A 26,607-nucleotide genomic window follows, 5' to 3' on the forward strand; every position below is an offset into this window, starting at 1 on the left:
AGAATCTACGTTGATCCCTACCTTTTCCCCGCAAGGGGACGGAAACTAGAGAGAAGCGAGTAATGAGCAAAGAGAAGTGAGGTTGATCTCTACCTTCTCCCTGCAAGAGCATGCCTCTAACCCCCAAAACCCTGAACTTTGCTGAATTTACTGAGCTTTAGGCGGTTTGGCAAAAGTCATTGAGAGGGATATAGTAGACCAAGTTTCCCCCTGATCCTTGAGTCCACCGCAACGGTTGCCGGGAAGTGAAGGGGGAAAGCGCTCGGGGGGTATTCCTCAGGGCTTTGCGGGATACCGCCTTCCTGCTCAGAGATAGGCAGGATGCGATCGCTTCTTTCCTGAACCATGTTCAGGAGAGTTCAGCGTGAATGTATCAGGCTCAACAAAGTACCTCAAGTCATCTAGGGAAGACTGCTCGACGAGTAGTCCTGGGATCCAGACTGGAGAGAGCGGCGGGCCAGCTTGGCATAGGTCTTCACCGTCTCGTAGGGCATCTCCAAATCAGCGGCGATCTGTTGTAAGCTCTCTCCACCTTCGCGGCGGGCCAGGATCGTCGCCCACAGTTGGGCAGTTTTTTCGGCGCGGGATCCCCCTTGTCGTTGCCGCTGGCTGAGAAAGAGGGCGCTCAGCTCCTCGATGCGCCGGGCCAGTTGCTCTTCCCGGCAAAGGACGGGGGTGACGGGCAGCTCTTCGGCCAGCCAACCGAGGCGGGTTTGCCCTAGCCCAAAGGGGGTTTTGTGGCCGGTGCCGCAGTAGGGGGCGAAGTGGATCAGGGCCTGGAGCTGCTGCTGCAACAGTTCAGACGCGCGGGTGGAGACCGCCAACTGTACACAGCCAACGAAGCCCGTCACGGATCCCTGGCGGCCGGCGGTGGTTTTGACCGATTCCAGCCGGTGCCGCTGGATGACCACTTCCCCATCCACCCAATCCAGAAAAGGTTCTACCTCGATGGGCAGACCGGAAAAATCGTTCCAACGGCGCAAATAGCTGTGGAACAGGTTGCGAGGCACCGGCAGCGGCAGATGGTGGCCCCGGTGGCGAAAGCTGGTGGGCGAGATGAAAGAGAGGCTCCAGGAGCGACGGACAAGGGGCTGCTCCAGCAGTTGACGATAGGTGCGCGGGGGGGCTGAGACCTTCCATCCCAGAATCTGCAGCGGGGATCCGCGCAACTCCAGCCAGGGGGGCAGCCGTCGGCACCATTCCCGCAGCCACTCCACCACTTGGGGGTTGAGGGCGGTGATCGACCAGCGGAAGGGGATCTGGGGCGGGATCAGCAGTCGCCCCCCCTGCTCGCGGAAGGGCCCCATCAGCCGGGAGAGGGTAAAGGGTTTTTCCGATTCTCCGTCGTGCAAATAGGCAGATAGCTGCGGATCCATCTGCTGCACCTCGCCCAAAAACCAGGCGTGCAGCCCCTTAGCATAGTGGGGATCCAACAGGTAGGGCTGAGGGGCCTGCACTTCCAGGGCGATCCCCACCAGCTCGGATCCCGCCGGCCACTTGCTGTTTTCTGCTCCGGCGACGGGTGGCTCTGAAAAACTCAACTTGGTCAGCATAGGCCCATCCCATTTCTGCTCATCCCCAGTCAATAGCAGCCCCTATCCAAAATCAACCTAGAGCCACTTTTCCTTTGAGAGGATTTGAGAAGGGATCCCTTCCAATTTGCTTTACCTTTAAATCGCTGGCTGGGCCAACCGAAAAAAGTCTTGAATCTGTTGGCAATGAATCCAAATCGGCCTATACTGTCTCCCAGTCTGGAACTGCAAAATGCAACCATCAGTCACTGCCATGGCCTCTCTCTGTCGGCTGCGATTCTCTGCCCGCGTGGCTGCTATTGCCGACGCCGTCTTTTTGAAGCGCCTTTGGTTTTGATGAAGGATTTGTGAAGTTCAAGGATCGCTCCAGTCAAAAGTCAGGGCCGGATTTGCCCGCCAGCACAGCAGCTGCGTTCTATATCTTCTTTTTTGCCAGGTGTTGCCCATGACCGCTACCTCCTCTGCCTCCCCCGTGCCCATCGCCTTGGCCTGGTGCCTGGCCTGGGGAGAAGGGCGGGATCCCCAATTTCCCTTGCCGATTCTGCAGCAGATGTGCGCAGCCATCCGCACCGACGACGCAGCCGGGATCCCGGAGGCGCTGCAGCCCCTCTGGGCGCAGGTGCGCCAATTTCAGGAGAGCGTGGCGGCCACAACCTTTCCCAAAACCTTGGCAGAGTTGCAATCGCGCTATCCGGAGCTGTGGCGGCAGACCAGCCGCATCGGCTTGGTTTACGGGGGGGCTACCAAGATCAAGGGCTACGTCTTCGAGTCCGCCAAACTGCCGGAAATTCGCGGCGCCTCGGCCCTGTTGGATCGCATTAACCTGGTGGATCTGCCCGCCTTTTTTGGGGATCCCGAGCAAACCTACTTGGGGTGGAAAGCCTTGGGGAAGGAGTCTCAAGCAGAGCTGGAGGCCTACGTGAACCGGCGGGTTCGGCCCTGGCTGCAGCAGCACTACCCGGCTTTGGCGCAGGCTCTCATTCCGGAGCTCCTCATCTACTCCACCGGCGGCAACCTCTTGGCCTTCTGTCCGGCGGCCTATGTGGACGACCTCTGCGAGGCCATCGAGCGCCGCTACACCGAAGAAACCCTCACCGCCAACGCCTGTGCCGTGGGATCCGCCTTTCGGCTGCTGGAGCTGCGCTACGGCCTGCTGCGGGATCCCATCGAGCGCACCCCCTGGCTGGACTGGCTGGCCCAACACCAGGCCCACCCTCTGGTGAGGGCCTACTTTGGAGATTGCAGCGAAGCCAGCTTCCAGGCCCGCAAAAGTTTCAACGAGCTGGTGGGCCACCTGGCTGCCCGCTTCCAGCACCGCCGCAACGGCAATCCGGATCCCGGTCGTCCCAGCCGCGCCCATCCCGCCTGTTTTGAAACCCACCCCTACCTGCGCCGCGACAGCACCGACCGCCGCCCGGCCCTGGCCAAAGCCGACCTGCCAGGTCAGCCCTGGCTATCGGAGGCCACAGCCCGCAAAGCGCTGGTGGGCCGCCAGGCCAAGCGCCTGGAGACAGGCCAGCAGGGGTGGTTCCGCAAATTCCCCGCCTGGGATCCCGGCTTTGTGGAAAGCTGGGTAACGCGATTTGCCCGCTTCCTCGACTCTCCCGCCGGCGAGCCCTACCGGGAGCGCTATTTGCAGCCCTGCGCGGGATCCGGCCAGGGGATCGGCGAGGCGCAATCGCTGCGGGAAGTGGCCAACGCCAGCCAGGGCTTTGTGGCCTACCTCTACGCCGACGGCAACAACATGGGCGGCTACGTGCAGCAGATCCAAACCCCAGAGGCCTACCGGCAATTTAGCCGCGACGTTTCCGAGGCCACGGAACAAGCCGTTTACCGCGCCCTTGCCCAGCACCTGCAGGCGCACCGGCTGCGGGGCCTGCCGCCGGATCCGGAAAGCGGCAGAGACCGCAACGGCGAGTGGATCCACCCCTTCGAGATCCTGACCATCGGCGGGGACGATGTGCTGATGGTGGTGCCAGCCCACAAGGCCCTGGACATTGCCGCCACCTTTTGTGAGCAGTTCGAGCAGATCCTGCTGGCCAAATCGGCCACCTACGCCGCCCGCTCCCTCGGCCAGGTGCCGCACCGCTACCCGGCCGACAGCCCAGACCAGCTCTGTCGGCTCTCCACCTCGGCAGGCGTGCTGTTTGCCTCGGAAGACACCCCCATCTACTATGCCGAAAGGCTGACCGAACAACTGTTGAAATCTGCCAAAAGCCGCGCCAAAAAGCTGAAGCCCCGCGATCAAGACTTTTCGGTGGCCACCATCGACTTTCTCTCTTTGAAATCGGTGACTTTGATCGCCTCCAGCATCCAGGATTTTCGCCAGCAGGCCCTGGAGAATCGCCAGAACGGCCACCTCCTCAAGCTCTACGCCGGCCCCTACACCGTCCCGGAGATCCGTGGGCTGCTGAGAACGGTGCAAGCTTTGCAGGCGGCGGATTTTCCCCGCTCCCAGCTCTACCAAATCCGCGGCTTTTTGGAAAAAGGCAAGCGCACCGCCACCCTCAACTACCTCTACTTCCGCACCCGGCTGGGCCAAAAAGGGCAGCCGCTGATCGAGGCCTTTGAACGCACCTGGTGCAAGGCCAAAACCAACGACGGCCACCTTCCCCCCTGGATGTACGTGGCGGCGGAGGGGGAACCCACCTACGAGACCATCTGGCGGGATCTGGTGGATCTGTACGCTTTTGTCCAAAAACAGCCCCAGGCCGAGGGCCGGCCCGTTCCTGTGGAGGTGAAGTGATGGTTCGGCTGGCAGAGCTGCCCCAAACGAGCACCTCTATCCCTTTGAAGGCCACCCTCGCCTCGGCTCTGGCGGTGGGATCCGGCGGCTCCAGCGGCTCCCTGGCGGACAAGCCCCTGCTCAAGGATGCCTACGGCAGGCTGCTCATCCCCGGCTCCCAGTTGAAGGGAAGGCTGCGCCACGAGTGCGAAAAGCTGGCCCGCGGCCTCGGCTGGGCCATTTGCCGCTCCCCCGACCCGGAGCGCATGTGTCCCAAGCGGGAGGGGATCGACGGCCACTTCGACCGCCCCGAATACCAGGTGGAGGGCTACGCCGGATCCCATTGCCTGGTCTGCCAGATCTTCGGCAATCCGGCCCTGCCTTCCCGCCTGTGGGTGGCGGATCTCGTCTGTGAGGTGCCGCCGGCAGCGCTGGAAGCGACCCTCCGCCCAGGAGTCACCCTCAACCGCCGCCGCCGCACCGCCGAGGATCAGCGGCTCTACCTCATCGAGACCTCGCCGGCAGCCGAGCTGATCTTCTCCGGATCCCTGCAGCTTTTGCCCGACTGCCCTCCCTGGGGCAAGGCCCTGCTGCGGGTGGCCCTGCACCACATTGGGGCGCTGGGAGGCAGCAAATCTGCAGGCTTGGGTTGGTTGCACTGGGATCCCCAGTCTCTAGCTGCCCTGCAGCCGAATGACGCAGATTGGGCCTTTTTGGCCGGAGGAGGGAGCTGATGGAGGCCATTGAACTCACGCTCACTGCCGAGTCTCCCCTGGCCATCGGTCGGCAAAAGCCGGGCGGCTCCATCAGCGAGGCCCAGGACTTCATTCCCGGCAGCGTGATCCGGGGGGCCTTGGCCGACCTCCTGCTCCGCCAAAGCCGGCACCGCCCCGGCGAGGCCCTGACAGGAGATCTGGCCGCCCTGTTCACGGAGGCCCGTGCGGCGGTGTTTACCCATGCTTATCCGGGATCCGGCAGCCGGGTTTTGCCGGCCACGGCCTTTAGCTCCAAAAACAACCCCGGCTTCCGCTCAGAGGCGGGCAAAACGGGGGTGTTCGACACACTGCTGGATCGCTTCTGCTCGCAGCGGCTGGGGATCCCCTTTGATCCGGCAGAGCCGGATGGCTCCGGGGGCAGGGTGGAGCCCTTCGGCGGCTTTTACAGCCAGGAGGAGGGATCCCGCTACCGAAGGGTGGCCGTGTCCAAGCGCCTGCTCACGCGGGTGGGGATCAACCGCCGCCGCGCCACCGCCGCCGACCAGATCCTCTACAGCCTGGAGGTGATCAACGAGGGCCGGGCCGGGCGAGATGGGAGCTTGCAGCCTTCCCTCTTCAGCGGCCACATCTATCTGCAGGATCGCGAGCTGGCGGCAGCCCTCGCCGGCTACCTCAACACCCACGCCCGCCGCTTGTCCTTGGGAGGGGGGGTGTCGCGGGGGCTGGGCCGGGTCAGCCTTGCCGCTCGACACCTGAGGGCCCCGAAGCCCTCCCTGGCTGAGCGGGTGACAGCCTTTAACCAAAAGCTGCGGCAGCGCTGGCAACAATGGCAGGTGTTTGGGGATCCCTGGCAGCCCTTGCCGCCGGAGCGGCAGTACTTCTCCATCGGGCTGCAGTCGGGGGCCATCCTCAAGGAGCGCTGGCAACGCACCACGGTGCTCACGCCGCCGATGCTCCAGGAGGAGGCCAACTGCGAGGACGGATCCCTGGTCTTGGAGCTGGCCTGTAGCAGCTACGCCTATGTTTCCGGCTGGAACGCCGCCTGGGGTCTGTTCAAAGATGTAGAATTGGTAACCACGCAGGGCAGCGTCTTTCTGCTGAGCACCACGCAACTGGAGCGCTGGATCCCGATTTTGGCGGAGATGGAATACTGGGGCATCGGCGAGCGAACCGCGGAGGGATTTGGCCAAATTGAGGTCTGTAGTCTGTTCCATCATCATTTCTGGGAGAACCCGCTATGACCTTCGCCACCAGCGAGAGCAAACTGGAGCAAAAACAGGAACTTGAGATCCAGCGGCACATTCGGCTGGCCGAAGATGAGCTGGTTGCCAGAATCCAAACCGCCTTGGATAACTTTAAAGGTCTGAGCAAATTGGAAGAGGCCCAGTACCGCAACTTGTTGCATGTGGCAGCTTCCACCGAAAGCTCAGAGGTAATCAAGAACTTCTTGCGCTACCAGATGGGGCGCGGTGACAAGTGGGGGCGGGGCAAAGACTCTTTGGCAGAAGCCATCATCAAAGACATCGACAACTGGATTCATCAAAGGGCTATAGCCATCGCCAGGGAAGCCGGAATTGAAAGAGCATCCCCCAAAGTCAACGAGATCAAAATTGACTTGATTCGGCGCTACCTGGGCTATGGGGCCCGCTACCTCAAGTACAAGCGAGAGGGAGGAGGATCCTAGACCGTGACCTACAGCAGTTTTACCCTTGAGAGAGCCATTTCGACCTTTCAGCTCAGGTCAAGAATCATCCATGGCCTGTTTGCAGAGGTTCCACCGACTGAGTGCTCCGATTACTTGAAAATAACCCTAGATCGCTATCTCGGCTTGGCCACCTCGGTCAACAGCGAAAAAGCCCGCTCCGAGTTTATCATCGCCCCTGTGCTGGGAGAGGTGAAGTACCTATGTCGGGATCAAATCTCGCTGTTTTCCGGCAAGGAATTCAACGTGGATCCCGAGAGGGGGTTGGTGGGCCTATGCGACTACATCATTTGCCTATCCCCTCTCCAACTCTACATTCAAGATCCGGTGGTGATTATCGTTGAGGCCAAAAAAGAAGACTTGATCGGGGGTCTGGGCCAGTGCGTTGCCGGTATGGTGGGGGCACAGGTCTTTAACAAGAACTCCAATTCTCAAGTAGACAGTGTCTATGGAGCAGTAACCTCAGGAACCAACTGGCGATTTGCAAAACTCGAGAGTGACCAACTCTTTATCGATGACAGGGAGTACTTTATCTCAGAAATTGCTCAGATCCTAGGGATCCTCTTGAGTTTTGTTAAGGGCTCCGTCTCGCTTCGGGAATGGCAAACCTCTGCAGTACAAGCCTTAACTTGAGCAGCCATTTGAGGGAACGATGTTCGACGTTTTCAAAAACCGCTTGGAGATCACCGGCACGCTCACCACCGTGACCGCCCTGCACATCGGGGTGGGCCGCTCCACCGAGCCCATCGGCTCCGATTTGCCGGTTCTCAAGGACGCGCTGGGCCGTCCGCTCATTCCCGGCTCCAGTTTGAAGGGGGCGATGCGCTCTCGCCTGGAAAGTTTCTTGCGGGGCATCAACCCAGAGCTGGCCAGGGATCCCGGCGAATTGACCAGCAGCGAGCAATTTCAGATCATCAACCAAATTAAAAATGACTACAAAGGGGACGATGCGGCTCTGACTCAAAAGCTCATTGAGGCCACCGACTGGGTCTCGCAGGTGTTTGGATCCCCTTGGTTGGCCGGCAAGGTGCAGATCCGAGATTTGCCCGTGGTGCCGGAAGCCTGGTTTGGCCAGTACCAAGAGCGGGATGGCGTGGCCATCGATCGGGATACGGAAACGGCGGCAGATGGCAAGCTGTACGACTTGCAAGTGGTGCCTGCCAGCACCCCCTTCCGGTTTCATGCCGTCGTCGAAAATGCCGAGGAATGGGAACTGGGCCTCTTGGCCATTGGCCTGCACCAATTGGAAACGGAACAGATCCCCCTGGGAGGGGGGCGCTCCCGTGGCTTGGGGGTTGTCCGCCTGCAGATCTCGGCAATCTATTGGTTCGACTCGGAAGGGGATCCAAGACGGCTGCTGGCCTACCTTCAAGAGCTGGTGGCCGGATCCCGACAGCCGCTCAGCCCGGAGCAGGCTGCCGCTTTGCGCCAAGACTGGGTGGAAGCCCTGGTTGCCAAATTAACAACGGCCTCTCAACGGCAATCGGTCGGCCCCCGCCGCTAGCCCTATTTCATGTCAGGAGGGATCCCGATGGTCTTCATGGACTCTACAACGGTTGGCGATACGGTCAGCGTTTTCCACCCCTATCGGTTGACAAACTGGACAGACTGCTTGCCGCCCCAAGCCCCTCAACCAAAAGCTCCTGTTCTGGTGTGAAGGATCCCAGGCTATGCACAAACGCTACGTTAACCATTGCACCCTCTGCCTCACCCTCAAGCCCGATGGCCCTGTTCTCATCAAGGCGGGCAAAGAAGGGGCTGACCCGACGAAGCCGGATATGGAGTTCGTCGAAACCTATCACGGCGGCGGGCGAACGGTCTATTTTCCCGGCAGCTCCCTCAAAGGGGCAATTCGCGCCCATGCGGAGCGCATCGTCCGAACGGTGGGCAGCGACAGACGTCCTGAGGGGGGAGGCTTCAAACTCTGGGCCAGCGATCCCCTCGACCAAAAGGCCAATCAATGGCTGGAAAAAATTGAAGAGCCCCACCAGGTTTACGCCCTTTCTTCCTTTACGGATCAGATGTTCGGCAACACAGCCATCGCCAGCCGGGTCCGCATCGAAGATGCCTATCCCAAGCCGGGAACCCCTCTGCGCCTGGAGGAACGTAATGGGGTGGCCATCGACCGCGTCTTCGGCTCAGTGGCGGTGGGGCTGGGGCCGTTCAGCTATCAAGTGTGCGTAGAGGGATCCTTTCAAACCAAGATCCACCTGAAAAACTTTACCCTGGCCCAACTGGGTCTGCTGGGACTGGCGTTGCGGGATCTGGATGAAGGCTGGTTTGGCATCGGCTTTGCCAAGTCCCGCGGCATGGGCCGCGTTCGGGTGGAGTACGAGTGGGCGACGGTGGACTATCCGGGCTGCCTGGTGGATGAGGCAAACAAGCAGATTCGACTGCTGGGATCCCCCCTGACCTGGCCACAGGGATCCCTGTTGGGGGCGGGCGAATTTTTAACCCCCGAAGAGGCAGGCAAATACGGCTTCCCCAAACCCGATTGCCAAGCGGTGCCGGTGGGAGCGGAGCCAATGCCTTTGGGATTTGGAGCGCGGCTGACCTGGGATCAGACGTCTGAGGCCAAGGTGGAACATCTGCTCGCCACCGCCGTAAACAGTTGGGCCAAACTCCTGCAAGCGGAGGCCAAAGCCGTATGAAACCAGCCTACGTCACCTCCCTCAAGATTCAAGATGGGGCAGAGTCCTCGCTTTCCCAAGTGCTCTCGGCTTGTTTTTCCACTTCTGAAAAAACCTACTCCTTTCTGCGCTGGCCCCACCGCGTCAGCGGCATTCAGGCGGGGATCCCACCAGATCTGGTCTGTCAAGAGGGGCAGGTTTTCTGCCAACAACGGGAGTTGCGCTGGAAAAGCACCCCCCGCGGCTGGGATCTGCTGTATCTGGGGATCCAACCTCCTCCCGACTTCTTTGTGCCGCTGGCCGGGGAGTGGCAGTGGGAGGATCGCGAGGCCGACCTGTACGGATCCCAAAGCCTGGAAACCCGCTTTCCCCAAGGTCTTAGCTATCCGAGGCATCTCAAGCTGGGCCAGCGCTACTTTCGCGATGGACGCACCGCCCGCGTTCACTTTGTTGCTCTCATCCCGAGGTCAAGATGACTCCCCAAGGCCCCCGACCCTTGCCCGCCGGCAACCCAGCTCGGGGCAGAGGTGAGCCAGCCGTCGCTCGCAAACCCTACGAGCTGATCCCCTTTCCCCAACAGCCTCCCAAGCTGGAGCATCCCGCCGGCCACGCCAAGTTCCATCCCGACAAGTTGCACGGCACCCTCTTTCTCACCCTGACGGTGCAGACCGCCCTCCACATTTCCACCGGCCACCTGGCCTTGGGCAGCGACGTCGGCGTCAACGGGATCCCGGTGCTCAAAACCATGACCACCACCCCCGACGGGCGGCTCAAGATCCAGGGCAGCTCCCTCAAGGGGGCCATCCGGGCCATGTACGAGGCGATCACCAACAGCACCCTTGCAGTGATCACCAGCCGCTACAAAGATCGGATCCCACCAGAGCGGCAGCCCTGCCGCCAGAAGGAGCGGCTATGTCCTGCCAGCCGCGTTTTTGGCGCCCTCAACTGGCAGGGATTGGTGGAGTTCAGGGATGCCATTACCACCGGCACCGGATCGGGTGTCGGATCCCTGCCCCCGCTGTACCGTCCTCGCCCGGATCAGTGCAAAGCTTACTTTAAAAAGGAAAACGGCAAAGTCATTGGACGCAAGTTCTACTACACCCACAAAAAAGCTTTGCAGGGCAGTTCAAGGGGAACACCCACCCAGCAAGCGATGCAAAACACGGTTTTCAAAACCCAAATCCACTTCAAAAACCTCACCCCTGCCGAGCTGGGCACCTTGCTCACGGTTTTGGGGCAGGATCCCAACCATCCCATGCTGCTGAAGGTGGGGGGCGGTAAGCCCGTGGGCCTGGGATCCCTGCAGGTCACCCTCGACAAGATCGAGCGGCCCGGCAACCTAAAAGATCGCTACAGCCGCTACGATCCCCCACAAGCCGATACCCTAGAAGGAGAAGCCCTCAAAGCCTTTGTGCAAAAGCAGATCCAAGCTGCCCAGGGCTACATCTTGCCCGAACAGCTCAAGCGATTGGCCGCCATCCTAAGTCCCACTGCTCTGCGCGAGCCGCCCCCCGGCGTGTATTGAGGGTTCCCCTATGCTGTCAGACTCTGTCGATCTCAGCCCCCAATCTTGGGATCTCGCCCACGGCATCGCCATGACCTTGGCCAAAGAAAGGGTGGATGTCGACGAGTTGAGCAAGTGCATCGCCTATCTGCGCTCGGTCGCCCACCACCCCGACGCGGGATCCCGCTTTTTCCGATTCACCGGCGAGCTGGTGCGAGAAACTGGCCTCCACCGCAGCAACGAAACCCCACGCTACTACCGGCTCATCGACCAAACCTGTAAAAAGTACTTGCAATCTCTGCAGGATAGGCCGGCTGAGATGCTGCAGATCCTGGGCTGGGCCGCCCGCCTGGCCCGCTACTACAAAGATGGGGGAGTGCCGATCGGCGAGATCCCGTCCCCTCCCGATCCCAATGGCGGTCGTCCGACCCATTCCCGCGGCGGCGAGGCCAAGCCCCAGCCAGAGGCACTGCGGCCCAAAGAGCAACCTGAACAAAAGCAGGCTCAGCCCCAAGTTGAAAATGCAGCAGCTTCTACCAAGGCCCGCTTCAAAATTGGGCAACACCTCAAGGCCAGCATCACGAATATCAAGGGCAACGAAGTTACCTTCCAAATCGTGAATACGAATATCAAGCTCACCCAAAAAGAGCCGAAACGGGCCGGATCCCTGACGGTGGGGCAAGAAGTGGAGGTAGAGGTACTCGACTTAAGGGAAGATGGCAGAGTTCGCAGAGTAAGGCTGCTCTGATTGCGAGAGGGGATGGAGCCCTTAAAAACTGCGAGAAAGTTAGGGGATAACTCATGCAGACCATCATCATGACGGTGGGCACCTCTTTGCTCACCAACCCGGACAAAAACCTGCAACCACAACGCCCTTGGGTCGGCCAAAAAACCATCGGGGATCCGGAACGGGCCTTGGCCTGGATGAAAAAGACAGATTTGGAACTAATCAGCGCCGAAACCAATACCTACTACCGGCTGGATCCCACTCCCCAGGATGCCTTGATTTTGCTTTACTCCGAAACCTCTGAAGGACTGGAGTGTGCCCAGATTTTGCAGCTCTTTTTTGAAGAAGCGCTGGGCCAACAACAGGTTTCGCTGGTGCCCCTCCCCGGCGTTAACTACGAGCTAGAGGGATCCTCCCTGGAGCGGATGGCCGAGCTGTTGCGCCAGTTGGCGGAAAGCGCCAAGGGGATCGTCACCTTTGCCGCCACCGGTGGGTTCAAAGCCCAAGCCATGATCATGGCTGTGGTGGGCAGCCAATTGGGGATCCCGGTCTGCTACATCCACGAGCAATATAAATCTCTGGTGTATTTACCTTACTTACAGCCGCAAGTCCAGCCGCGGATCCCGCGGGCGGCTCTCCCCGATTCCGGTCGAGATCGCTCCCAGGTCATCCAATTGCGGAGCGACAGCAGCCATCACCGTCCTCGCAGTTGGGTCAAGGTGGAAAAGCTCCTGCGCGACCTTCCCTGGGTAGATCTGGTTCGCTACGACTCAAACGCCTACGCTGCCCCCAAAAACGGCGTCAAAGCCGCCAACCGCAGAACCGAAGATGGTCGCCACATTTTGTGGGTTCATCTCCACGAGAGCCAGGACACCCATCTTGCGGTTCGGGTGGAGACCACCGGCTATACCCCCGACCACCTGGAGCAGGCTGCCGCCGAGTTGCGGGAGCGCCTTGGCCGTCTCCTTTAGCTTTTGCTCAACTGCTGGGCCACGAGTTGTACGATGGCCTGGGCCGCACCCGGACTGCCCCCCAGACGTTGCAATTCCCTCTGCATCTGCTGACGCCGCTCGGGATTAACCAACAGGGCTCGCATCTGTTCGGCCACCTGGGCTGGGCGCAAATGGCTTCGCAGCTCCGGCACCACCTCGTGTCCGGCCCAGATGTTTGGCCAAGCCAGGTGGCCCAACCACTGCAGGGCAATTCTGTTGATGAGGCGGGCTAGCCAGGTGCCCAGGCCAGGCAAGCGGGCCAACAGGCCAGGGATCCCGTCCCAGGCGCGCATAGCTTCTAGCTTGTTGGTGGGGATCGCCACCACCATCGGCACCCCTAAGTAGGCCAGCTCGGCGGTGTTGGCCCCAACTGTGGTTAGGCAGAGGTCGCAGTTGGCCAGCACCGAATAGGCAGGGAAACGGGTCCACAGCTGTACCGCGGTGCCAAAGGGGGTGACGAAGTGGGATCCAAGATTGGTTTGCTCCAGGGTGGCGGAGGTGCCGTAGATGATGGCCATATCGGGGTTAAGCCGGGGATGGGCATAGGCCGCCAGGGATTGTGGGGTCTGTCCAGGAGCCACCGGGATCACAAAGCGGACGTTGGGCAACAGCTGGCGCAATTCATCGGCCACCGCCAGCACCAGCGGCACCCCCAAGGAGAGCTTGGCCGGCTTGGAGCCGGGGAGCAGCCCCACCTGGTAGTGGGTGCGGATGCTATCGCCAAGACGTTGCCAGCCGCGCGGCAGCAAGGCTTCGTCGGCAGAGGTGGGTTCCACCTTTTCCGGTGCCGTTCGCAGCGATCCCAGCTCCTCGATGGGATCGGGGAGGGGCTGGAGGAGGGTGGAAAAGCCTGCCGTCGATTTGGGAGCAGCGCTAGGAGTCGGCGGGGGAAGGGAGCGGCTGCTGAGCCAGCCGGGAAGAGGTATCCCCGGCAAGTAGACAGCACTGGCCACGCCATCGGCCATCAGATCCCCGACCACGTGCATCTTGGCAGCCCAGCGGTGGCCCAGGAGGCGTCCCCCGTCGTAGCGACGTTTGATCTCCTCCGTCCGCACCGCAAAAACGTCTACCCAGGGTCGCCAGCGGGGCCGATGCTCGGCATACACCACCACGCGGTAGCCGAGACGACGGGCAATCCAGACAGCAAAAAACTGATCCCCCCCCAGAAACAGCACCACCCCCCGTTTGGCCCAGTCCCAAGCTTCTTCGGTTTGGCCAGTGAGCAAAAAAGCTAGAAAAAAATCGGGATCCTGAACCCGATCGACCTGGATAAATTCCTCCGCTATCTTCATCTCTTGCCCAGAAGCGTGCGGACAAGGAGAGAGGACCAGGGAAAGACGGGCCTGGGGCAGTTGCTGGCGCAACTCGAGGACAACTGGCCGCACCCAGGTGAGCAGCTCGCCGGGGCCGTTGGAGAGGATGAGAATGTCGTAGGGAGGCTGGCCGCCGTTCACTGAGACCCTTAGGGAGAGGGGGCAAGAACTTTGCCGCTATTGTATTTGCCTTCGGGCGCCAGGAGGCAACAGCTCCCAGACCTTGCCTAGGGTTCAACTCCGAGGAGGGTCGCAGTTTTGGTCCAACTGACTTTGCAACCACCCTTGGATATCCCGCAAACTTTCTGGGGAAACCTCGTGGCCCATTGCGTACTCGCGATAAGTAAAGCTCAGGGGCAGCAAGGCAAAGTAGTCGCGGATCTGGCGGCCAAAGGCCACCGGTAAAACGGTATCGGCAGTGCCGTGAACCACCAGGATCTTCAGATGCTGCATCCGGGCTGGCTCTACCGCCTCGGCCAGGATCTCTGGCGAAAGACGACCGCTTATTGCCACCACGCCGGCTAGCTTCTCAGGCTGGGTTAGAGCCAGATATAAGCTCATGATTGCCCCTTGGCTAAACCCCAGCAAATAGACCTGGGCCGGATCCAAGGAAATGTCGGCCATTCCCTGGGACAAAGCCTGATCCAGAAAGCAGCTTAAAAGCTCCCGGCTGCGGCGGGCTTGCTCGGGATCCCCCACCAGCCCTTCCGGCGTCCAGGCCATTTCAAACCAGGCAAAGCCACCTGCCCCCCAGGGAAGCGGCGCCTTTAGGCTAATCACCGCCAAGCGGGGATCCAAGTAAGGGGCCAACTGGAGGAGATCCCCCTCATGACTGCCGATCCCGTGCAGCATCACCAACACCGGCGCCTTGCCGGGCCCGGCGTGGCGGGGGGGTTGAAAGCGGTAGGCAAGGGGCAGCGGGGAAGACACTGCAATCCTCAGAAATCGAGACCAATGCCGCCTAGACCCAATCCCGAGGCTGGCGCAGCACTTCGTAGAGCTTAGCTTCCCAGCTATCGGGCGGTGGCTCGTAGCCGTATTCCCAGCGCACCAAGGGCGGCAGCGACATCAGGATCGACTCGGTACGGCCTTGGGTCTGGAGACCAAAGACCGTGCCCCGGTCGTAGACTAGGTTGAACTCCACATAGCGGCCGCGCCGGTAGAGCTGGAACTGGCGTTCCCGCTCCCCCCATTCCATCCCCTGCCGCCGCTCTACAATCGGCACATAGGCGGGCAAGAACGCCTCGGCACAGGCTTGCACCAGCTCAAAGAGGTGTTCCCAACTGCGGGATCCCACCCGCACCTGGAGGGGCGGCGGCTCAGCGGCGAGCTGCTCGGGATCCGCTTCTGCCTCGCCCTCAGGACGGTAGAGCAGCCCAGGCCGGTCGTCTTGATAGTCAAAGAAAATGCCGCCCACGCCGCGGGCCTCGCCCCGATGGGGCAAGAAGAAGTAGCGGTCGCACCAGATCTTGAAAGCCGGGTAGTAGGCCGGATCCAGCCGGTCGCAGGCCGCCTTGGCAGTGCGGTGAAAATGGGCCGCATCCTCCTCAAACAGGTAGTAGGGGGTGAGATCCATGCCGCCGCCAAACCACCAAACCGGCCCCGCCTCAAAATAGCGGTAGTTGAGGTGAACCGTCGGCACGTAGGGGTTGCGGGGGTGCAACACCATCGAGGTGCCGGTGGCGTAGAAAGGATGCCCTGCTGCCTCTGGGCGCTGTTTGCAAATCGAAGGGGGCAGCTGGGATCCAAACACCTCGGAAAAATTGACCCCTCCTTGCTCGAACACCCCTCCCTGCTGGATAACCCGCGAGCGTCCACCCCCTCCTCCGGGACGCTCCCAACTGTCTTCCCGAAACTTGGCTTTGCCGTCCAGTGCTTCTAGGCGAGCGCAGATCTCGTCCTGGAGGTGCCGCATAAACTGGCTTACTCGTTGACGGGCATCTGTTGGCGGCGCTGTCGGGCTTGCGGTCAGCATCATCGTCTTTCCATCTCTTGAAACGGACAGAACAACCTCCCCCTGCTAAGGGCAGACCCAAGGCTCAAGCCCCGCAGGCGCGGAGAACCCTTTTTCGGCGATCTAGGCCACTCCTAGGATTTTAAGTGGGAACGACGTCCTGGGGGCGAAGCCGAGCCCACTTGTTCCGCTCCTCGCGAAAGCTCTGGCAGGCCACCACATCCCACTCCATCTCGGTGCCGCCGTTGCGGATGTTGACGTTGATCTGGGGTCCTTGCGGCTCAAAATCTGGCGTCAGGGTGAGGTGGGGCTGCTGGTGCTGCGCTTCCACAGCGTGATAGGTGGTGCAACGATCCACATAGTAGCAGTGAATACAAATGCACATGGCTGCTGCCTACCCGAAAGAGTCTGTGACCTCGACGATAGCATTCTCAGAGGCGGGGGATCCGGCTTGCTCAACCGACTCCTGAGGCATTTCTTAGGAAAGAGAGGCATCTCCCCTTCTCTCGTCTAAAATATCCACCCATGAGGCTAAGGTTTGGTTCCTAGTCAGGATCGAGTCAACCAGGCTATCCCGAGAAATTGCCATGAACACCCACACCCGCTACCGCTTTACCTGCACCCTCTCCTTTGGGGATATCTACGGCCAGATCATCGTTTGGCTAATCGTGATTTTTGCCGGCCTGGGTGCCGCCCTCTCTTTGATGAATAGCCCCCTCTACGCCTTTCTCACCATCGCGCTGATCTTGGTCATCTCCCTGCCTTTTCTGCTCTTTGCCTTCGTGACGACGCTGCTCAACCACATCGAGTTTGTGGCTGTTCCACCGGAAGAAGAGGAAGAGCGCGCTGCGGCAGCCGAGTCGCCGGTGACCGTCAGCTAGCAGCCATCTGAACCTGGCGGCCCCAGGGATCCCTGGGGGCGCGGGACAGGGGCACTTTCTCCTTAATACTTGTTTAAGCTTTGTCAAATTTTGTCTATAATCGGGGCTAGCAGCCCTGCTGGCTGGCCCCTTTGCCTTTGCGCTTCCTAGCTCAAGGAAACAGCCGGGGTTGGCTCAAGGAAGGGCTGCAGGAAAGCGTAGGAAAAGGTGTGTGCAAGGGTGATGAAGGCAATGGAAAATAGCTTGGCCCAGCTCGACTACCGAGTGTACCGGCTGGCGCGGCTGTTGAGCGAATACCTCAACTTGGGGAGTTAATTGCAGTTTCCGCCGGATCTTTGGAGGGTGAGCCGCTGGCTCCCCCTCAGTTTTCCGCCCGCTGAAGTGGATCTGGCGTCAGCGACCGGGATCCCGTAAGCTAGCTAACCTATCTCCCGTTGCATCCCCTATGCGGATCCCGTCCTGGTGGCCAAAGCTAAGTTTTCAGGTTTGGCTAATCTTTATCGGTCGGCTGCTCTCCCAAACCGGAACCGGCTTTACCCTGTTCTACGCCAGCCTCTTTTTCGTCAATCAGGTGGGGCTGACAGCTACCCAGGTGGGTTTGGGCCTGGGCTTGATGGCCTTTACTGGCGTATTTGGCCGCATCCTCGGAGGTTCGATGGCAGACGGAGCTTGGGGCCGCCGCTCCACCTTGATCCTCTCGCTGGCCATTTCCGCGCTGGGATCCTTCGGCTTTGCCCTTTCCCGTGGCTTCTGGAGCTTTGCCTTGGCCAACCTGGTGGCGGGGTTTGGGCAGGGCCTCTATTGGCCGCCGGCGGAAGCAATAGTAGCGGATCTAACCCCGCGCGAGCAGCGCAACGAAGCCTATGCCCTAAACCGCCTGGGGGATAACTTGGGCCTGAGCCTCGGCGTGGCCATGGCCAGCGCCCTGGTGGCTCTGACGAAGAACTACCGCCTCTTGTTTATTATCGACGGCCTCACGTACTTGATTTTTTTAGCCCTGCTCTGGCTTTGCATTCGGGAAACTCGGGTAGCTCCGTCGGCGGCAGAGTTCGCAGGCTGGAAAGCCGCCCTGAGGGATCGCCCCCTATTGGTGTTTGCCGCGGCCAACATTTTCTTCACCACCTACATTGCCCAACTCAGCAGCAGCTTGCCCCTTTACTTGCGCAAGGGGGCTGGGATGCCTGAGGTACAGATTGGCACGTTGTTTGCTCTGCACGGCGCCCTCGTTGCCCTGCTGCAGATGCCGGCAGCTCGTTGGCTCAATCGCTGGACGCGTGTCCGCGCCCTCCGGGGATCCGCACTGATGTGGGGGCTGGGATTTGGTTTGGTTTGGCTCAGCGGCCTGGCGGCCCAGTTGGGAGCGATGCCGGCTATAGGGATGGCGGCCTTGGCCTTGGCAGTGCTCTCGTTGGCCTTGGTGAGCTACAATCCCTCCGCTTCGGCGCTGGTGGCAGATTTGGCCCCGGATCATCTGCGGGGGGTGTATCTGTCGGTCAACTCCCTCTGTTGGGCAGCAGGCTTTGCCCTTGGGCCGCTAATTGGGGGAGTGGCTCTGGATCTGCCGCCAGCGTGGGCAGGCGGGCTGTGGTTGTTTTGGGTGGCCAGCGTTAGTCTTGTCTGGGGGATCCTTAACGTTTTGGATGGCCTTCTGCCCCTTCGCGCCAAGGAGGCTGCTCCCCTGGCCAGCAAGCTCTAGGAGGAGATGGGCAGCTTGTTAAGCTAATGTTACCTTCAGCTTTCTGAACATGCGTCGTATTTGCATCCTTGGGGGCGGCTTTGGCGGGCTGTACACAGCCCTGGAGCTTATCTGCCGACCTTGGCCGGAGCCGCCCCAGATTACCCTGGTAGATCGTCAGGAGCGCTTTGTCTTTGCTCCTTTGCTCTACGAGCTGCTCACTGGTGAGATGGAAGAGTGGGAGGTGGCCCCCCGTTTTCAGGATCTGCTGCCGGAGGGGGTAGAGTTTCGCCGCGGCGCGGTGCAGTCGGTTGACCTCCAAGACCACCGCGTCTTTTTAGCAGAAGGGCAGACCTTGGAGTACGACGCCTTGGTGCTGGCCCTGGGAGGGGAAACTCCCCTGCAGGGCGTGCCAGGAGCAACAGAGTTGGCCTTTCCCTTCCGCACCCTGGCCGATGCCCAGCGGCTGCGGGCCCACCTGCAAACTCTAGAAGCCCGGGATCCGGCTCAGGCGATCCACCTGGCTATTGTGGGGGCGGGGGCCAGCGGCGTAGAGCTAGCCTGCAAATTGGCTGACCGGCTGGGATCGCGCGGCCGGATCCGTCTTATTGAGCTGGGATCCCAGATTTTGTCGGGGTTTGCCCCCTCCAGCCGGGAGGCGGCCCAGGCGGCGCTGGCCCAACGGCGGGTGCAGGTGGAGTTGCAAACCAAGGTCTTGGGCATCGAGGCCCTGGGCGAGAACGGCGCCCCTCCCTTCCGCCTGCAACTGCAGCGGCTGGCGGCCCAAGAGATGGCCACGGATCTTGTGGATGGCGTGCTGTGGACCGTCGGAACCCGACCGGCAGCGGTGATTGCCAACTTGGATCTGCCCAAAACTGAGCGGGGACGGCTGCAGGTTTTGCCCACCCTGCAAACTCCCACCTTCCCAGAGATCTTCGCGTTGGGAGATGCGGCGGCGGTGCTGGATGCCAGTGGCCAGCCGGTGCCCGCCACTGCCCAAGCGGCTTTTCAGCAGGCCGGCTATTGTGCTTGGAACCTGTGGGCTCTGCTCACGCAGGAGCGGCCCCTGCTGCCGTTCCGTTACTTCTCTCTGGGGGAGATGCTGAGCTTGGGAGTGGATGCGGCGGTAGTCTCCACCCTCGCTGGCCTCACCCTAAGCGGCCCCTTGGGCTATTTGGCCCGACGAGCTGCCTACCTGGTGCGCCTCCCTACCCTGGAGCACCAGCTCAAGGTGGGATGGAACTGGATCGCCCGCCCGCTGTGGCAGGCGCTAGGATCCCTGTAGCTGACGGGAGCGCTCGTAGGCTGCCTGCACCGCCCGCATCAAGGCCCCCCGCACCCCCGCCTGTTCTAGGGCTTGGATCCCGGCAATGGTCGTTCCCCCTGGGCTGGTAACCTGATCCTTGAGGAGGGCGGGGTGAAGGTTCTCTTGCTGCATAAGGGCGGCAGTGCCCGCCAAGGTCTGCACCGCCAACTGAGTGGCGATGGAGCGCGGCAACCCCACCCCTACCCCGCTGTCGATCAGCGCCTCCAGGATCACCGCCAAATACCCTGGCCCCGACCCCGAAAGGGCCGTCACCGCGTCCATCTGGCTCTCCGGCACCGTCACCACCTGGCCCACGGCGCGAAATAGCTTCTCCACCTGCTCTACCTGGGCGGGCGTCACCCCCGGCCCGTAGCTGATGGCCGTTATGCCCGCCCCCACCAGCGCCGGCGTGTTGGGCATGGTGCGCACCACCTTTTGCTGGGGAAAAGCCTGCTGCAACTGCTGCAATGGGATCCCGGCCATAATCGAGATCACCAACTGCGTGGCGGACGGCTGGCCCATCTCTGCCACCACCTGCGGGAAAACCTGGGGCTTGACGGCCAAAAATAAAATCTCAGACTCTCCTGCTTGGGCAAGATCCGCCAACAGCCGAATGCCCAGCTCCTGCTGTAGGGTATTGGCCTTGTCCGGGTCGGGCTCCCGCAAAGCCACCTGAGCTGCAGGATAAACTCCCGCGGCCACCCAACGCCGCAGCAGGGCGGATCCCATGGCTCCACCCCCGATTACACTCAGCAGCGGTCGCTCCATGCCGGCTAGTGCTGCCCCACCGCCTGCAAATGTTCATAGCCGCTGGGCCAGAGAGGGGTGGGGCTTTGCAGAGGGCGCTGCAGCGGCGGCATCCCTTGGCTGCTTGGAGTAGAGACCGTCACCGTGCTGGGGGTGAACAAAAAAATGTTTTCGCCAATGCGCTCTTGGTGGCCATCGATGGCGTAGGTGCCGCCGGCAACAAAATCCACAGATCGCTGCGCCTCGGCGGGATCCATCAGGGTCAAGTTCATGATCACCGTCTTGCGCTCCCGCAGGTACTGGATGACTTGTGCCATCTCGTCAAAGCTGCGCGGCTCCAGCACCACCACTTCGCTAGTGGGTGGGTTGACGCCCGGTAATCCAATCACGTTGCTCCCCATACTGCCCCCCCCTAGGCGATCCCGATGTTGACTGCGCCGATGGCCCCGCGCCTCTTCTCGACCGACAGACCCTTCCCCGGCTTCCACTCCCCGCTGTCGGCGTCCGCGTGGAAGGGCACTGGCTTCCTGCTCTTCGGGAGCCGGTTGAGAACGGCGTCCCTCGTAGAGCAGTTGGTAATCCTCCTGCCCTTCCATCTCAGGGTACTCCTCCAGGCTGTCCACGGGATCATTTAGGCCCACAAAATCTCTTACCCTGCTCCAGATTCCATTGACGTTCATCGTCCACATCCTCACTACAGGTCATGGTTTGCGGCAAGCGCAGGATTCAGGCTCCTGATGGGATCTTGAGTAGCCCACTCCAGCCAAAGGGCATCTCCAGCCTCATATTTTTAGTTAAAGTTTTTCAAAAGGCCGAGACAGGGTTTGCTCAAGAAGCTGCCAACGCAGGTTAACAAAACCCATGGACTCGACGAGTCGAGTTTACCCAGAAGAAGTAAAGATGTCATCCCACTTGTCCGGCCATTGCTCTGGCCAGAGTCAACTCTGCTCCTCGTCCGGCTTGAACACGTGTTAACAGAGGTGACGCCAATGATTACAAACTTACCTAAAATTTGCCCTGCGAGGGAAATTTTAGGCAGGATTCCCCTGTTTTTGCCCGATCCAGGCCGAACTCCAGCCCTGAGCGTGCCTTGCAGGGCAGCTCCGGAGTTGGACGGCTTTACACAAAATTTAATCACAATTTAACGGCTTCATAGAGACTCCATCTATCTATTTCCGTTCGGCATCGGCAAACAAAGCGCGCCCCAGCCGGATCAAGTTAGAGCCTGCTGCCACCGCCAGGGGGTAATCGTCGGACATGCCCATGGAGAGGGTGTGCAACTGCAGATGCTCGTAGCCGCTGCGCTGGATGTGATCGGCCAGCTCGGCCAGCTTGCGAAACAGCTCCAGGGCTGCCTCTGAGCTCAAGCCCAAAGGCAAAATGGTCATCAGGCCCACAATTTGCACCTGCAGCAGTTGATTCAGTTGCGGCAGGCTTTGCAACAGATCGGGGATGAGCCAGCCAAATTTATGGGGATCCGGGGCCAATTTCACCTGCAGACAGAGCTTGGGGGTGAGGTGCAGCTCCCAGGCTTTTTGGTTGATCAGCTTGGCCAGGCGCAGGCTATCGACGCTGTCAATCCAGGCAAATTGTCTGAGGGCCGGTTTGACTTTGTTGGTCTGCAGGTGCCCGATCAAGTGCCAGACAATATCGGTCAGATCCTGCAGTTGCGCCTGTTTGGCGGCTGCCTCTTGCACTCGACTCTCCCCAAAATGGCGGATCCCGGCCCGATAGGCGGCGCGGATGTGGTTGACGCTGTAACCCTTGCTCACCGCCATGATTTCCACATGCTCTGGGATCTGGGCGCGGATGGCCTGAATGCGGCTGTGGATGAGCTCTTCGTCGACGGGGGGCGGCGACGGTTCAAGGGAGCTGGAAGAAGGCGGAGACATGGCTGGGGCCACCTGGGAAGCTAGCAGAAGATCTCGGCAGAGAGAGTCCAGTCCTCATTTTGTCTGGATGCTTCGAGATTGGAGCCGGTGCTCCAGCGGCCAGGTGGAAACAGGGGGAACCCGGCCATAGCCCAGTTCTTCTGGAGCTTAGCCCAAGGCCGCCGCCAGGATCTGATAGGCCAGCTTGGCGACGGTGAAGGCGCTGCGGCGATCGGTTTCCCGTTCCCCGGTGACCGCCAGCTCCACCACATCGGCGCCGATGATTTGCCGCTGCTGCCCCAGTGCCCGGATCAGTTCCACCGTCTCCCACCAGCCCAGTCCACCCGGTTCGGGGGTGCCGGTGGCCGGCACAACAGCAGGATCCAGCCCGTCCACATCCACCGTCAGGTACACCTGGGATCCCAGCGTGGCGATCACCTCGGGGATCCACTCCTGGGCGGGCTTGTGGTGCAGGCTGTGGGCGAAGAAGGTGTGCAAGCGGTGCTTGCGAATGGCCTGGCGGTCTTCGGCGCAGATGGAGCGGATCCCCACCTGGGTGAGGCGACCGCCCACTTGCTCCACCACACGGGCCATGGCGGAAGCGTGGGAATAGCGGGATCCCTCGTAGCTGTCTCTCAGGTCGCAGTGGGCATCGATCTGCAGCACGTGCAGCTCTGGGTAGTGGGGCAGGTGGGCGGCAACCAAGGGGCCAGTGATGGAGTGCTCCCCGCCGATGGAGAGCAAAAACCGCCCCGGCCTCACCCACTCGGCGGCGCGGCGCTGGATTGCGGCCATGGCCAGCTCATGAGTGTCCAGCCCCTCGAACTCCACTGGCGGCGCCGTCCAGTAGCGGGAGATCTCTGCGGCAAAGTTGGGGTGGAAAGCCGGCTGGCAGTCTCTCACCTCGTCGTAGATCTCCACGTACGCCGAAGCCTCCAGGAGTGCTTGGGGGCCTTTGGCGGTGCCTTTGCCGTAGGAGGTGGTGGCCTCGTAGGGGATGGGCAACAGAATGGCTTGGGCCATCTCCGGATCCGGCTCAGGCAGGCCCAGGAAGGGGAAAGGAGAGCGGTACATGGCAAGAGCACAAGAAGGGATCCCTATTTTATTGAAAGATCTTGCGATAGTCCGAAAGGATTGGGATGGATCCCTTGTAGGATGGCAGCAAACCCTCTAGACTGAGCAAAGGTTTCCACAGCCGATTTGCTTGCACTCCTCCTGTGTCCCGTTTCCACAAGCTGACAAGCCTATGACCACAGCCTCTCAAGCTGCCCTTTTCGACGCCCTTGCCCGGCGCCGTGCCCTCAAGATCATCAGCGGCCTGCAAAACTTCGACCTGCAGTCGGTGCTGAAAGTCACCCGCGCCGCCCAGGAGGGAGGAGCCACTTGGGTGGATATCGCCGCCAGTCCCGAATTGGTGCAGCAGGTGCGAGCCCAGATCGAGCTGCCCATCTGCGTGTCGGCGGTGGACCCGCAGCAATTGGCTGCTGCCGTGCAGGCGGGGGCCGACATGGCCGAGATCGGCAATTACGACAGCTTCTACCCTTCGGGCCGCATCTTCTCCGCTGCGGAAGTTCTAGATCTCACTCGCCAAACCCGCTCCCTGCTGCCGCGCACTCTCCTGTCGGTTACCGTTCCCCATACGCTGCCTTTGGATCAGCAGGCGGAATTGGCAGAGAAACTGGAGGATCTGGGGGCCGATCTCATCCAAACCGAGGGCGGCACCAGCGCTGAGCCCCGTCACGGCGGATCCCTGGGCCTAATCGAGAAGGCTGCCCCCACCCTGGCTGCCGCCTATGAGATTAGCCGGGTGGTCTCGCTGCCGGTCATCTGCGCCTCTGGCCTCTCAGCGGTGACGGTGCCCTTAGCCATCGCTGCCGGTGCTTCAGGAGTGGGGGTGGGCAGAGCTGTCAGTCGCCTCCAGGATGAAGTGGCCATGGTGGCCCAGGTGCGGGCGCTGAGGGAAGCTTTGTCTGAATCACGGGTGTCGGCGCTTGTTTGACATTGGATGGGAGAGTCCTTTTCCCGGTGGGGTGGCAGGGCGCGGTGTGGCTCTGGCCGAAGCGCAGTTGGAGGTGGGTACCTCCACCACCTTGCCGCCGCAGGCGGCACCGCTGGTGTTGCCTCCCCCGCCGGTGGGAGTTCGACAAATTAGAGAGGATACCGATCCTGAGCAAACCGCCGATATGCCCCTTTCCCTTCTGGCCGAACAGGTGCTGGAGGCGGTGTGCGAAGCGCAAATCGATGCTCAACGGGCCCTGGCCCTCATGCCCGACCTGAGCGAATCCCACATCCGTGCTGCCTGTCCCAAGCGGCTGATCCCCAAAAGCTGAAGGAAAACAAAGGCTGCCCCAGACCTTGGGTTGACAAGTATCCGAAAAACAAGCTAGAGTAAGCGCGCTCCAGAGGAAGGGTGCTCTAACGGCCGGATGTGGGCGCAATTTGCCCAGGGGATCCCCCGTGCGGATTCGCTCCCCACACCAATCTATCCAACTGGGCATCGCCAGGGTGCATCCTATGTGATGCAGGGTTTTACGGTTACCGACAACATTGTTTCACTAATTTGAAATTCTCTGCTTCATCGTGCAGATAAGTTCACAGGCAGCCTGTGAGTTTTGTGCAGGTTTGCACTTGGCATTGGTGATTTGAGGAGAAACCGTGCCCAGAAAAGCCACCAGCACAAAAACCAAAACAACCAGGACAACCTCAAAAGAAGGAGCTGGGCCCGACCCGCAGGTGGCGATTGCCGCAGAAATCCAGCGTCTTTCGGATACTTATGGCATTTCTAAGGAGCTCCTAGAGAATTTTGCCCGGTTTGTAGTCAGGCAGCTACAGCCACCGCCCCGGCTGTCTGTCAAAGAGCTGCAGAAAGCCATTTACAACCACTTTGGCGTTAAAAACGCAGCCGAGCTGAGAAAATCAGCCAGCTTCAGACTGGCAACCAGTGGTATGGGCAAGCTGAACTTATCCAACATAGATGATTTGGAGCGCATTTATCGTCAGCACATCGGGATCCTTCCCAACGAAGAGGGAGAAGAGGGGTATGGCTGCATCAATGGGATCAACATCTTCAAGTACGACTTGCCTTGGCGGGTTTTTGGGCTTGACCCTGATCGAGCTACCGATGAAGACATCAAAGCTGCTTTTTATCGCCTGAGCAAGATTTACCATCCCGATTCTCCGACGGGAGATGACAAAATTTTCCAGCGATTGACTCTTTTCTACAAAAGCCTTACGGAGAAGTTTGAGCAATGGCTATAGTCTATGTTTCCTCAAACAAGCTCGCCAACTTCTTGGGTATCAGCCTTGAGGAACTCAGAGAGATTGAAGCTTACTTTGACAGTATCCCCGATGATGCATGGAAACTGGTGGAAGGTAAAGACTATCGTGTTATCAACAAAAGTTCTGGGCTAAGGGAATACACGCGGTCCGGCGCTTATGCCATTTTATCCTTTTTAAGGTCTCGATCAGAGCAAGGTTGCAAATCCTCTACAGGTACAAGCATTAGGAATTGGTTCAAGGAAGAGCATCGCAAGAAGCAGAAAGCTCTGGTAGATTACAGGATCCTTCAAAACAGCTCCTCTCTGGTCAAAAGACAAGATCAGTTTTGGCTATCTCGTCGAGATGTTGTGATGATCTTTAGAACTCGAACTGACTACCTTAAGAAGGCGCTTGAGCTTGCATCGAAGCAAAGTAAGTTAATCAAAGACGTTCATTACACACGTTTTGGTAATGATGACACTGTTTACCTCTCTTTGCAAGGTATCTATGAGCTTGCCAAGGTTATGGGAGAGGTTCTCAAGCAAAACCACAGAAAAGACTGGTGTCAATATGTTAGCGAACGCATTGAACCTCAAATTCAGGTAATCGTCAAGAAAATCCAGGATCGACAAAGAGAGATAGAAAGGGCAAAAGATCTTGCAAGAAAAAGGGATAAAAATCTTTGTAGAGTTACTCGAAAAGCAGCCAGTAGCCTAACGGTTCATCATCTCTACTCTGAAGCGCACTATCCAAAGCTTGCAGCGAATCTCTCCAACCTGATTACCATAGCCGACGAAGTGCATTGCCACTTTCATCAGTGGATGGGAGGTTTCAGCAAGCCATGTACAATTGATGACTTCATTAAGTACAGCCTTTTAATTTAAAATAGAGTACAGGTATTCAAGAGGAAGGAGAGAAAGGAATGCCGACTCATTCTTTGGATTTGCGGCAAAGAGTTGTAGCAGCCTACCAGGCAGGTAACACCTCCATCCGCCAGGTAGCTAAACGCTTCATGGTTACCAAAAGAACAGTACACCGCTGGGTGCGTCAGTACCAACAAACTCAAGATTTAGC

Annotated in this window: 27 protein-coding genes; 18 read left to right on the forward strand and 9 right to left on the reverse strand. The window is 60.0% G+C overall.

Annotated elements, in window-relative coordinates; translation table 11 throughout:
* Positions 1-401: 401 nt before the first annotated feature.
* Positions 402-1,553, reverse strand: coding sequence for a CRISPR-associated endoribonuclease Cas6 (cas6, locus tag SYN60AY4M2_RS03790; RefSeq protein ID WP_099812318.1), 1,152 nt, complete (start codon positions 1,551-1,553; stop codon positions 402-404).
* Positions 1,554-1,977: 424 nt separating this feature from the next.
* On the opposite strand from cas6, the gene cas10 reads away from it, so the two are divergent.
* The 11 genes from cas10 to SYN60AY4M2_RS03845 all read left to right on the forward strand — a co-directional run bounded on the left by cas10 (position 1,978) and on the right by SYN60AY4M2_RS03845 (position 12,507).
* Positions 1,978-4,278, forward strand: a complete 2,301-nt coding sequence (gene cas10, locus SYN60AY4M2_RS03795) for a type III-B CRISPR-associated protein Cas10/Cmr2 (RefSeq protein ID WP_240527715.1) — start codon at positions 1,978-1,980, stop codon at positions 4,276-4,278.
* The gene (locus SYN60AY4M2_RS03800) at positions 4,278-4,991 is read left to right on the forward strand and encodes an RAMP superfamily CRISPR-associated protein (RefSeq protein ID WP_099812319.1); all 714 of its coding nucleotides are present in this window, start codon (positions 4,278-4,280) and stop codon (positions 4,989-4,991) included. Before cas10 ends, SYN60AY4M2_RS03800 begins: the two co-directional genes overlap by 1 nt.
* A complete protein-coding gene (gene csx10, locus SYN60AY4M2_RS03805; protein ID WP_099812320.1) occupies positions 4,991-6,214 on the forward strand; it encodes a CRISPR-associated RAMP protein Csx10 in 1,224 nt (407 codons plus the stop codon). The genes SYN60AY4M2_RS03800 and csx10 overlap by 1 nt, the downstream gene beginning before the upstream one ends.
* Complete coding sequence (locus SYN60AY4M2_RS03810) at positions 6,211-6,657, forward strand: hypothetical protein (RefSeq protein ID WP_099812321.1); 447 nt, start codon at positions 6,211-6,213, stop codon at positions 6,655-6,657. Before csx10 ends, SYN60AY4M2_RS03810 begins: the two co-directional genes overlap by 4 nt.
* Positions 6,658-6,660: 3 nt before the next feature.
* On the forward strand, positions 6,661-7,308 hold the full coding sequence (locus SYN60AY4M2_RS03815) for a hypothetical protein (RefSeq protein WP_099812322.1): 648 nt from the start codon (positions 6,661-6,663) through the stop codon (positions 7,306-7,308).
* Between the two features lie 19 nt (positions 7,309-7,327).
* Positions 7,328-8,179: a CRISPR-associated RAMP protein Csx7 gene (gene csx7, locus SYN60AY4M2_RS03820; RefSeq protein WP_011432239.1), complete on the forward strand. Its 852-nt coding sequence runs from the start codon at positions 7,328-7,330 to the stop codon at positions 8,177-8,179.
* Between the two features lie 166 nt (positions 8,180-8,345).
* Positions 8,346-9,326 (forward strand): RAMP superfamily CRISPR-associated protein, encoded by a 981-nt coding sequence (locus SYN60AY4M2_RS03825; protein ID WP_099812323.1) that lies wholly within the window; start codon positions 8,346-8,348, stop codon positions 9,324-9,326.
* Positions 9,323-9,781 (forward strand): hypothetical protein, encoded by a 459-nt coding sequence (locus SYN60AY4M2_RS03830; protein WP_099812324.1) that lies wholly within the window; start codon positions 9,323-9,325, stop codon positions 9,779-9,781. The genes SYN60AY4M2_RS03825 and SYN60AY4M2_RS03830 overlap by 4 nt, the downstream gene beginning before the upstream one ends.
* A complete protein-coding gene (locus SYN60AY4M2_RS03835) occupies positions 9,778-10,830 on the forward strand; it encodes an RAMP superfamily CRISPR-associated protein (RefSeq protein WP_099812325.1) in 1,053 nt (350 codons plus the stop codon). The genes SYN60AY4M2_RS03830 and SYN60AY4M2_RS03835 overlap by 4 nt, the downstream gene beginning before the upstream one ends.
* Positions 10,831-10,840: 10 nt before the next feature.
* Positions 10,841-11,557: a hypothetical protein gene (locus tag SYN60AY4M2_RS03840; protein ID WP_099812326.1), complete on the forward strand. Its 717-nt coding sequence runs from the start codon at positions 10,841-10,843 to the stop codon at positions 11,555-11,557.
* 53 nt (positions 11,558-11,610) lie between these two features.
* Entirely contained in the window at positions 11,611-12,507 is an 897-nt protein-coding gene (locus SYN60AY4M2_RS03845) for a putative CRISPR-associated protein (RefSeq protein WP_099812327.1), read from the forward strand.
* Here the strand turns inward: SYN60AY4M2_RS03845 and SYN60AY4M2_RS03850 are convergent.
* The 4 genes from SYN60AY4M2_RS03850 to SYN60AY4M2_RS03865 all read right to left on the reverse strand — a co-directional run bounded on the left by SYN60AY4M2_RS03850 (position 12,504) and on the right by SYN60AY4M2_RS03865 (position 16,180).
* A complete protein-coding gene (locus tag SYN60AY4M2_RS03850; protein WP_099812328.1) occupies positions 12,504-13,982 on the reverse strand; it encodes a hypothetical protein in 1,479 nt (492 codons plus the stop codon). The genes SYN60AY4M2_RS03845 and SYN60AY4M2_RS03850 overlap by 4 nt on opposite strands.
* Before the next feature lie 93 nt (positions 13,983-14,075).
* A complete protein-coding gene (locus tag SYN60AY4M2_RS03855; protein WP_099812329.1) occupies positions 14,076-14,771 on the reverse strand; it encodes an alpha/beta fold hydrolase in 696 nt (231 codons plus the stop codon).
* A 31-nt stretch (positions 14,772-14,802) separates the two neighbouring features.
* Positions 14,803-15,816, reverse strand: a complete 1,014-nt coding sequence (gene hemF, locus SYN60AY4M2_RS03860; RefSeq protein WP_099813229.1) for an oxygen-dependent coproporphyrinogen oxidase — start codon at positions 15,814-15,816, stop codon at positions 14,803-14,805.
* 121 nt (positions 15,817-15,937) lie between these two features.
* Positions 15,938-16,180: a Ycf34 family protein gene (locus SYN60AY4M2_RS03865; protein WP_099812330.1), complete on the reverse strand. Its 243-nt coding sequence runs from the start codon at positions 16,178-16,180 to the stop codon at positions 15,938-15,940.
* 202 nt (positions 16,181-16,382) lie between these two features.
* Here SYN60AY4M2_RS03865 and SYN60AY4M2_RS03870 point away from each other — a divergent pair, with 202 nt between their 5' ends.
* From SYN60AY4M2_RS03870 to SYN60AY4M2_RS03880, 3 genes are all read left to right on the forward strand, one after another.
* Entirely contained in the window at positions 16,383-16,676 is a 294-nt protein-coding gene (locus SYN60AY4M2_RS03870) for a hypothetical protein (RefSeq protein WP_011429755.1), read from the forward strand.
* Between the two features lie 445 nt (positions 16,677-17,121).
* Complete coding sequence (locus SYN60AY4M2_RS03875) at positions 17,122-18,372, forward strand: MFS transporter (protein ID WP_011429752.1); 1,251 nt, start codon at positions 17,122-17,124, stop codon at positions 18,370-18,372.
* 49 nt (positions 18,373-18,421) lie between these two features.
* On the forward strand, positions 18,422-19,636 hold the full coding sequence (locus SYN60AY4M2_RS03880; protein WP_011429751.1) for an NAD(P)/FAD-dependent oxidoreductase: 1,215 nt from the start codon (positions 18,422-18,424) through the stop codon (positions 19,634-19,636).
* Here the strand turns inward: SYN60AY4M2_RS03880 and proC are convergent.
* The 4 genes from proC to speB form a co-directional block, all read right to left on the reverse strand.
* Positions 19,622-20,425, reverse strand: coding sequence for a pyrroline-5-carboxylate reductase (gene proC, locus SYN60AY4M2_RS03885; RefSeq protein WP_099812331.1), 804 nt, complete (start codon positions 20,423-20,425; stop codon positions 19,622-19,624). The two genes, SYN60AY4M2_RS03880 and proC, sit on opposite strands and share 15 nt — an antisense overlap.
* A 5-nt stretch (positions 20,426-20,430) precedes the next feature.
* Positions 20,431-21,000, reverse strand: coding sequence for a cell division protein SepF (locus SYN60AY4M2_RS03890; protein ID WP_011429749.1), 570 nt, complete (start codon positions 20,998-21,000; stop codon positions 20,431-20,433).
* 573 nt (positions 21,001-21,573) lie between these two features.
* Positions 21,574-22,296, reverse strand: coding sequence for a YggS family pyridoxal phosphate-dependent enzyme (locus SYN60AY4M2_RS03895; RefSeq protein WP_206336810.1), 723 nt, complete (start codon positions 22,294-22,296; stop codon positions 21,574-21,576).
* Between the two features lie 147 nt (positions 22,297-22,443).
* On the reverse strand, positions 22,444-23,349 hold the full coding sequence (speB, locus tag SYN60AY4M2_RS03900; RefSeq protein ID WP_011429747.1) for an agmatinase: 906 nt from the start codon (positions 23,347-23,349) through the stop codon (positions 22,444-22,446).
* A 172-nt stretch (positions 23,350-23,521) separates the two neighbouring features.
* Between speB and SYN60AY4M2_RS03905 the strand changes: the two genes are divergently transcribed.
* The 4 genes from SYN60AY4M2_RS03905 (at position 23,522) to SYN60AY4M2_RS03920 (ending at position 26,417) form a co-directional block, all read left to right on the forward strand.
* Positions 23,522-24,274: a DUF561 domain-containing protein gene (locus SYN60AY4M2_RS03905; RefSeq protein ID WP_011429746.1), complete on the forward strand. Its 753-nt coding sequence runs from the start codon at positions 23,522-23,524 to the stop codon at positions 24,272-24,274.
* The gene (locus tag SYN60AY4M2_RS03910; RefSeq protein WP_041438164.1) at positions 24,267-24,605 is read left to right on the forward strand and encodes a hypothetical protein; all 339 of its coding nucleotides are present in this window, start codon (positions 24,267-24,269) and stop codon (positions 24,603-24,605) included. Before SYN60AY4M2_RS03905 ends, SYN60AY4M2_RS03910 begins: the two co-directional genes overlap by 8 nt.
* Before the next feature lie 325 nt (positions 24,606-24,930).
* Complete coding sequence (locus SYN60AY4M2_RS03915; protein ID WP_011429744.1) at positions 24,931-25,533, forward strand: J domain-containing protein; 603 nt, start codon at positions 24,931-24,933, stop codon at positions 25,531-25,533.
* Entirely contained in the window at positions 25,524-26,417 is an 894-nt protein-coding gene (locus tag SYN60AY4M2_RS03920; RefSeq protein ID WP_240527716.1) for a hypothetical protein, read from the forward strand. Before SYN60AY4M2_RS03915 ends, SYN60AY4M2_RS03920 begins: the two co-directional genes overlap by 10 nt.
* Positions 26,418-26,607 lie beyond the last annotated feature (190 nt).

This window comes from Synechococcus sp. 60AY4M2 (assembly GCF_002760375.1).
GTDB lineage: Bacteria > Cyanobacteriota > Cyanobacteriia > Thermostichales > Thermostichaceae > Thermostichus.

Coding starts and splice junctions, on each gene's coding strand:
- proC (WP_099812331.1), bottom strand. CDS start 20,425: ATGGAGCGACCGCTGCTGAGTGTAATCGGGGGTGGAGCCATGGGATCC.
- SYN60AY4M2_RS03870 (WP_011429755.1), top strand. CDS start 16,383: ATGAACACCCACACCCGCTACCGCTTTACCTGCACCCTCTCCTTTGGG.
- speB (WP_011429747.1), bottom strand. CDS start 23,349: ATGTACCGCTCTCCTTTCCCCTTCCTGGGCCTGCCTGAGCCGGATCCG.
- SYN60AY4M2_RS03800 (WP_099812319.1), top strand. CDS start 4,278: ATGGTTCGGCTGGCAGAGCTGCCCCAAACGAGCACCTCTATCCCTTTG.
- SYN60AY4M2_RS03905 (WP_011429746.1), top strand. CDS start 23,522: ATGACCACAGCCTCTCAAGCTGCCCTTTTCGACGCCCTTGCCCGGCGC.
- SYN60AY4M2_RS03825 (WP_099812323.1), top strand. CDS start 8,346: ATGCACAAACGCTACGTTAACCATTGCACCCTCTGCCTCACCCTCAAG.
- csx7 (WP_011432239.1), top strand. CDS start 7,328: ATGTTCGACGTTTTCAAAAACCGCTTGGAGATCACCGGCACGCTCACC.
- SYN60AY4M2_RS03845 (WP_099812327.1), top strand. CDS start 11,611: ATGCAGACCATCATCATGACGGTGGGCACCTCTTTGCTCACCAACCCG.
- SYN60AY4M2_RS03890 (WP_011429749.1), bottom strand. CDS start 21,000: ATGGAAGGGCAGGAGGATTACCAACTGCTCTACGAGGGACGCCGTTCT.
- SYN60AY4M2_RS03810 (WP_099812321.1), top strand. CDS start 6,211: ATGACCTTCGCCACCAGCGAGAGCAAACTGGAGCAAAAACAGGAACTT.
- SYN60AY4M2_RS03865 (WP_099812330.1), bottom strand. CDS start 16,180: ATGTGCATTTGTATTCACTGCTACTATGTGGATCGTTGCACCACCTAT.
- SYN60AY4M2_RS03840 (WP_099812326.1), top strand. CDS start 10,841: ATGCTGTCAGACTCTGTCGATCTCAGCCCCCAATCTTGGGATCTCGCC.
- cas10 (WP_240527715.1), top strand. CDS start 1,978: ATGACCGCTACCTCCTCTGCCTCCCCCGTGCCCATCGCCTTGGCCTGG.
- SYN60AY4M2_RS03895 (WP_206336810.1), bottom strand. CDS start 22,296: ATGTCTCCGCCTTCTTCCAGCTCCCTTGAACCGTCGCCGCCCCCCGTC.
- SYN60AY4M2_RS03875 (WP_011429752.1), top strand. CDS start 17,122: ATGCGGATCCCGTCCTGGTGGCCAAAGCTAAGTTTTCAGGTTTGGCTA.
- SYN60AY4M2_RS03920 (WP_240527716.1), top strand. CDS start 25,524: ATGGCTATAGTCTATGTTTCCTCAAACAAGCTCGCCAACTTCTTGGGT.
- csx10 (WP_099812320.1), top strand. CDS start 4,991: ATGGAGGCCATTGAACTCACGCTCACTGCCGAGTCTCCCCTGGCCATC.
- SYN60AY4M2_RS03835 (WP_099812325.1), top strand. CDS start 9,778: ATGACTCCCCAAGGCCCCCGACCCTTGCCCGCCGGCAACCCAGCTCGG.
- hemF (WP_099813229.1), bottom strand. CDS start 15,816: ATGCTGACCGCAAGCCCGACAGCGCCGCCAACAGATGCCCGTCAACGA.
- SYN60AY4M2_RS03880 (WP_011429751.1), top strand. CDS start 18,422: ATGCGTCGTATTTGCATCCTTGGGGGCGGCTTTGGCGGGCTGTACACA.
- cas6 (WP_099812318.1), bottom strand. CDS start 1,553: ATGCTGACCAAGTTGAGTTTTTCAGAGCCACCCGTCGCCGGAGCAGAA.
- SYN60AY4M2_RS03830 (WP_099812324.1), top strand. CDS start 9,323: ATGAAACCAGCCTACGTCACCTCCCTCAAGATTCAAGATGGGGCAGAG.